Annotated in this window: 2 tRNA genes and 3 rRNA genes; all 5 read right to left on the bottom strand. The window is 53.5% G+C overall.

The features are described from left to right. Positions 1 to 128: 128 nt before the first annotated feature. The 5 genes from rrf to A7D16_RS19370 all read right to left on the bottom strand — a co-directional run bounded on the left by rrf (position 129) and on the right by A7D16_RS19370 (position 5,335). Positions 129 to 243, bottom strand: a 5S ribosomal RNA gene (gene rrf / locus A7D16_RS19390). A gap of 170 nt (positions 244 to 413) precedes the next feature. Further along, positions 414 to 3,296: ribosomal RNA gene (locus A7D16_RS19385) — 23S ribosomal RNA — on the bottom strand. Positions 3,297 to 3,524: 228 nt separating this feature from the next. Further along, a tRNA-Ile gene (locus tag A7D16_RS19380) sits at positions 3,525 to 3,601 on the bottom strand. Between the two features lie 19 nt (positions 3,602 to 3,620). Beyond that, a tRNA-Ala gene (locus A7D16_RS19375) sits at positions 3,621 to 3,696 on the bottom strand. 92 nt (positions 3,697 to 3,788) lie between these two features. Continuing rightward, positions 3,789 to 5,335: ribosomal RNA gene (locus tag A7D16_RS19370) — 16S ribosomal RNA — on the bottom strand. The 16S, 23S and 5S rRNA genes sit together here with 2 tRNA genes alongside, the layout of an rRNA operon. Positions 5,336 to 5,740: the final 405 nt, after the last annotated feature.

Here is a 5,740-nt window from a genome sequence, read left to right as displayed (position 1 = left end):
CCACCACTTGTGAGTCAGCTGTTTGCAGCCTTGCGGAGCAACCCAGTACTTGCAAGCGTCTTGGTTTTCTCAAATTGCAGGCAAAAAGAAACCCTCCATCCTGTTGGATAGAGGGTTTCGGGTAAAGCCCCTGGCGATGACCTACTCTCGCATGGCTTGAGCCACACTACCATCGGCGCAGCTGCGTTTCACTTCCGAGTTCGGGATGGGATCGGGTGGTTCCACAGCGCTAATTTCACCAGGGAGACGGTTGGAGCGTCGCCAGTTGCTGCTTCCTCAAACGTATGCACGGGTGTGCAAGCGTTTGCGTATGGAAGCACCTACGGCGCTCAGCCTCGCATAGTTAACTTGTGACGTAGCTTGCGTTTGCGGATCTACCAACGTTCGTTGGGACCAAGGCAACTTGAGGTTATATGGTCAAGCCGCACGGATCATTAGTATCAGTTAGCTCAATACATTGCTGTACTTACACACCTGACCTATCAACCACGTAGTCTACATGGTTCCTTTAGGGGGCTTGTGCCCCGGGAAGTCTCATCTTGAGGCGCGCTTCCCGCTTAGATGCTTTCAGCGGTTATCGCTTCCGAACATAGCTACCCGGCAATGCCACTGGCGTGACAACCGGAACACCAGAGGTTCGTCCACTCCGGTCCTCTCGTACTAGGAGCAGCCCCTCTCAAACTTCCAACGCCCATGGCAGATAGGGACCGAACTGTCTCACGACGTTCTGAACCCAGCTCGCGTACCACTTTAAATGGCGAACAGCCATACCCTTGGGACCGACTACAGCCCCAGGATGTGATGAGCCGACATCGAGGTGCCAAACACCGCCGTCGATATGAACTCTTGGGCGGTATCAGCCTGTTATCCCCGGAGTACCTTTTATCCGTTGAGCGATGGCCCTTCCATACAGAACCACCGGATCACTAAGACCTACTTTCGTACCTGCTTGATCCGTCGATCTTGCAGTCAAGCACGCTTATGCCTTTGCACACAGTGCGCGATGTCCGACCGCGCTGAGCGTACCTTCGTGCTCCTCCGTTACTCTTTAGGAGGAGACCGCCCCAGTCAAACTACCCACCATACACGGTCCCTGATCCGGGTAACGGATCTAGGTTAGAACGTCAAGCACGACAGGGTGGTATTTCAAGGATGGCTCCACTGCAGCTAGCGCCACAGTTTCATAGCCTCCCACCTATCCTACACAGACGAACTCAACGTTCAGTGTAAAGCTATAGTAAAGGTTCACGGGGTCTTTCCGTCTTGCCACGGGAACGCTGCATCTTCACAGCGATTTCAATTTCACTGAGTCTCGGGTGGAGACAGCGCCGCTGTCGTTACGCCATTCGTGCAGGTCGGAACTTACCCGACAAGGAATTTCGCTACCTTAGGACCGTTATAGTTACGGCCGCCGTTTACTGGGGCTTCGATCAAGAGCTTCGCCTTGCGGCTGACCCCATCAATTAACCTTCCAGCACCGGGCAGGCGTCACACCCTATACGTCCACTTTCGTGTTTGCAGAGTGCTGTGTTTTTGATAAACAGTCGCAGCGGCCTGGTTTCTGCGACCCTCTTCAGCTATAGCTCGCATGAGCCACCAAAAAGGGTGCACCTTCTCCCGAAGTTACGGTGCCATGTTGCCTAGTTCCTTCACCCGAGTTCTCTCAAGCGCCTGAGAATTCTCATCCTACCCACCTGTGTCGGTTTACGGTACGGTCTTCGTGAGCTGAAGCTTAGGAGCTTTTCCTGGAAGCGTGGTATCAGTGACTTCGCCATAAAGGCTCGTCTCGGTGCTCGGTCTTAAAGAATCCCGGATTTGCCAAAGATTCAAACCTACCGCCTTTCCCCGGGACAACCAACGCCCGGTACACCTAACCTTCTCCGTCCCTCCATCGCACTCACGCGAGGTGCAGGAATATTAACCTGCTTCCCATCGACTACGGCTTTCGCCCTCGCCTTAGGGACCGACTAACCCTGCGTCGATTAACGTTGCGCAAGGAAACCTTGGGCTTTCGGCGTGCGGGCTTTTCACCCGCATTATCGTTACTCATGTCAGCATTCGCACTTCCGATACCTCCAGCAGACTTCTCAATCCACCTTCGCAGGCTTACGGAACGCTCCTCTACCGCGCATAAAACCGAAGTTTTACGCACCCCAAGCTTCGGTTCACTGCTTAGCCCCGTTAAATCTTCCGCGCAGACCGACTCGACCAGTGAGCTATTACGCTTTCTTTAAAGGGTGGCTGCTTCTAAGCCAACCTCCTGGCTGTCTGTGCCTTTCCACATCGTTTTCCACTTAGCAGTGAATTTGGGACCTTAGCTGTGGGTCTGGGTTGTTTCCCTTTTCACGACGGACGTTAGCACCCGCCGTGTGTCTCCCGGATAGTACGTACTGGTATTCGGAGTTTGCAATGGTTTGGTAAGTCGCGATGACCCCCTAGCCATAACAGTGCTCTACCCCCAGTAGTATTCGTCCGAGGCGCTACCTAAATAGCTTTCGAGGAGAACCAGCTATCTCCGGGTTCGATTAGCTTTTCACTCCTAATCACAGCTCATCCCCGTCTTTTGCAACAGACGTGGGTTCGGGCCTCCAGTACCTGTTACGGCACCTTCACCCTGGCCATGACTAGATCACCCGGTTTCGGGTCTACTGCCCGCGACTATGCGCCCTTATCAGACTCGGTTTCCCTTCGCCTCCCCTATACGGTTAAGCTTGCCACGAACAGTAAGTCGCTGACCCATTATACAAAAGGTACGCAGTCACTCTTGCGAGCTCCTACTGCTTGTACGCACACGGTTTCAGGATCTATTTCACTCCCCTCTCCGGGGTTCTTTTCGCCTTTCCCTCACGGTACTGGTTCACTATCGGTCGGTCAGGAGTATTTAGCCTTGGAGGATGGTCCCCCCATATTCAGACAGGGTTTCACGTGCCCCGCCCTACTCGTCTTCACTGGAGTGGCCCTTTTAAATACAGGGCTATCACCTTCTATGGCCAATCTTTCCAGATTGTTTTTCTAAAGCCATTCCAGCTTAAGGGCTGTTCCCCGTTCGCTCGTCACTACTCAGGGAATCTCGGTTGATTTCTTTTCCTCCGGTTACTTAGATATTTCAGTTCACCGGGTTCGCTTCCAGCAGCTATGAATTCACTGCAGGATACTGCCGAAGCAGTGGGTTTCCCCATTCGGACATTGCCGGATCAAAGCTTGTTGCCAGCTCCCCGACACTTTTCGCAGGCTACCACGTCCTTCATCGCCTCTGACCGCCTAGGCATCCACCGTGTGCGCTTATTCGCTTGACCATATAACCCCAAGTTGCCTCGGAGCTACATGTACGTGTTGTGTGGGGTACAAAGCCACCAACGCGAACATACGACTCAATTATTTAGGGACTCGAAGTCCCCGCCTTAGCCTCAACGACACGTTTAGATAGATATCTCAAACGCTCGCTACGTCACAAGTTATAAAAGAACATGCATCAGCCTCAACGCTGATCCATATAAATTCTTAAGTGTGCACTACATTCAGAGTGGTGGGTCTGGGTAGACTCGAACTACCGACCTCACCCTTATCAGGGGTGCGCTCTAACCACCTGAGCTACAGACCCGAAGTCTTTTCACTCAATATGGTGGAGCCTGTCGGGATCGAACCGACGACCCCCTGCTTGCAAAGCAGGTGCTCTCCCAGCTGAGCTAAGGCCCCAAAAGGGACTTCGCATACCGACCTGTGCCGGTATGAATCTCTGAATGCAGGTAATTTGTGAGGACGCCCGCAAGACGATGACGTCATGCTCAAAAGGAGGTGATCCAGCCGCACCTTCCGATACGGCTACCTTGTTACGACTTCACCCCAGTCATCGGCCACACCGTGGCAAGCGCCCTCCCGAAGGTTAAGCTACCTGCTTCTGGTGCAACAAACTCCCATGGTGTGACGGGCGGTGTGTACAAGGCCCGGGAACGTATTCACCGCAGCAATGCTGATCTGCGATTACTAGCGATTCCGACTTCATGGAGTCGAGTTGCAGACTCCAATCCGGACTGAGATAGGGTTTCTGGGATTGGCTTGCCCTCGCGGGTTTGCAGCCCTCTGTCCCTACCATTGTAGTACGTGTGTAGCCCTGGTCGTAAGGGCCATGATGACTTGACGTCATCCCCACCTTCCTCCGGTTTGTCACCGGCGGTCTCCTTAGAGTTCCCACCATTACGTGCTGGCAACTAAGGACAAGGGTTGCGCTCGTTGCGGGACTTAACCCAACATCTCACGACACGAGCTGACGACAGCCATGCAGCACCTGTCTCACGGTTCCCGAAGGCACCAATCCATCTCTGGAAAGTTCCGTGGATGTCAAGACCAGGTAAGGTTCTTCGCGTTGCATCGAATTAAACCACATACTCCACCGCTTGTGCGGGCCCCCGTCAATTCCTTTGAGTTTCAGTCTTGCGACCGTACTCCCCAGGCGGCGAACTTAACGCGTTAGCTTCGATACTGCGTGCCAAATTGCACCCAACATCCAGTTCGCATCGTTTAGGGCGTGGACTACCAGGGTATCTAATCCTGTTTGCTCCCCACGCTTTCGTGCCTCAGTGTCAGTGTTGGTCCAGGTAGCCGCCTTCGCCACGGATGTTCCTCCCGATCTCTACGCATTTCACTGCTACACCGGGAATTCCGCTACCCTCTACCACACTCTAGTGACCCAGTATCCACTGCAATTCCCAGGTTGAGCCCAGGGCTTTCACAACAGACTTAAACCACCACCTACGCACGCTTTACGCCCAGTAATTCCGAGTAACGCTTGCACCCTTCGTATTACCGCGGCTGCTGGCACGAAGTTAGCCGGTGCTTATTCTTTGGGTACCGTCAGAACAATCGGGTATTAACCGACTGCTTTTCTTTCCCAACAAAAGGGCTTTACAACCCGAAGGCCTTCTTCACCCACGCGGCATGGCTGGATCAGGCTTGCGCCCATTGTCCAATATTCCCCACTGCTGCCTCCCGTAGGAGTCTGGACCGTGTCTCAGTTCCAGTGTGGCTGATCATCCTCTCAGACCAGCTACGGATCGTCGCCTTGGTGGGCCTTTACCCCGCCAACTAGCTAATCCGACATCGGCTCATTCAATCGCGCGAAGCCCGAAGGTCCTCCGCTTTCACCCGTAGGTCGTATGCGGTATTAGCGTAAGTTTCCCTACGTTATCCCCCACGAAAGAGTAGATTCCGATGTATTCCTCACCCGTCCGCCACTCGCCACCCATAAGAGCAAGCTCTTACTGTGCTGCCGTTCGACTTGCATGTGTTAGGCCTGCCGCCAGCGTTCACTCTGAGCCAGGATCAAACTCTTCACTTAAAATTACATGTCCGAAGACAAATACTTTAGCTGCAGAAGCTCAACCACTGACAACTTATCGCTTGCAAAGCAATTAATATGTTGCTTTTTGATTAAACGTCTGCAAGATGGACAATCATCCTTCCTGCAGGCGTCCGCACAAATTACCTGCGCACACTGTCAAAGAACATTGGGGAGTGGCCTCAGCGCCGTTCCCGTCAGCTTCGTCGTTTCCGTCGAAGCGAGCCGCCTAGTATAGCGGACTTTTTCTTCCCGTCAACACCTTGTTTCCGAGGTGGTTGACGCCGCTTCGTTTCGACCCGAAGGTTTTCTGCGAAGCGAGCCGGCCATATTAGCAGGCTTTTCATCCTCGTCAACCCCTCGTGAAGAGGAAGTTGCCGCCGCTGCACCTCAATCCGCCGTAGC

Source organism: Xanthomonas nasturtii (assembly GCF_001660815.1).
Classification (GTDB): Bacteria; Pseudomonadota; Gammaproteobacteria; order Xanthomonadales; family Xanthomonadaceae; genus Xanthomonas; species Xanthomonas nasturtii.
The sequence above is the reverse complement of the archived record's forward strand: the minus strand, read 5'-3'. Positions and strand labels throughout refer to the sequence as shown.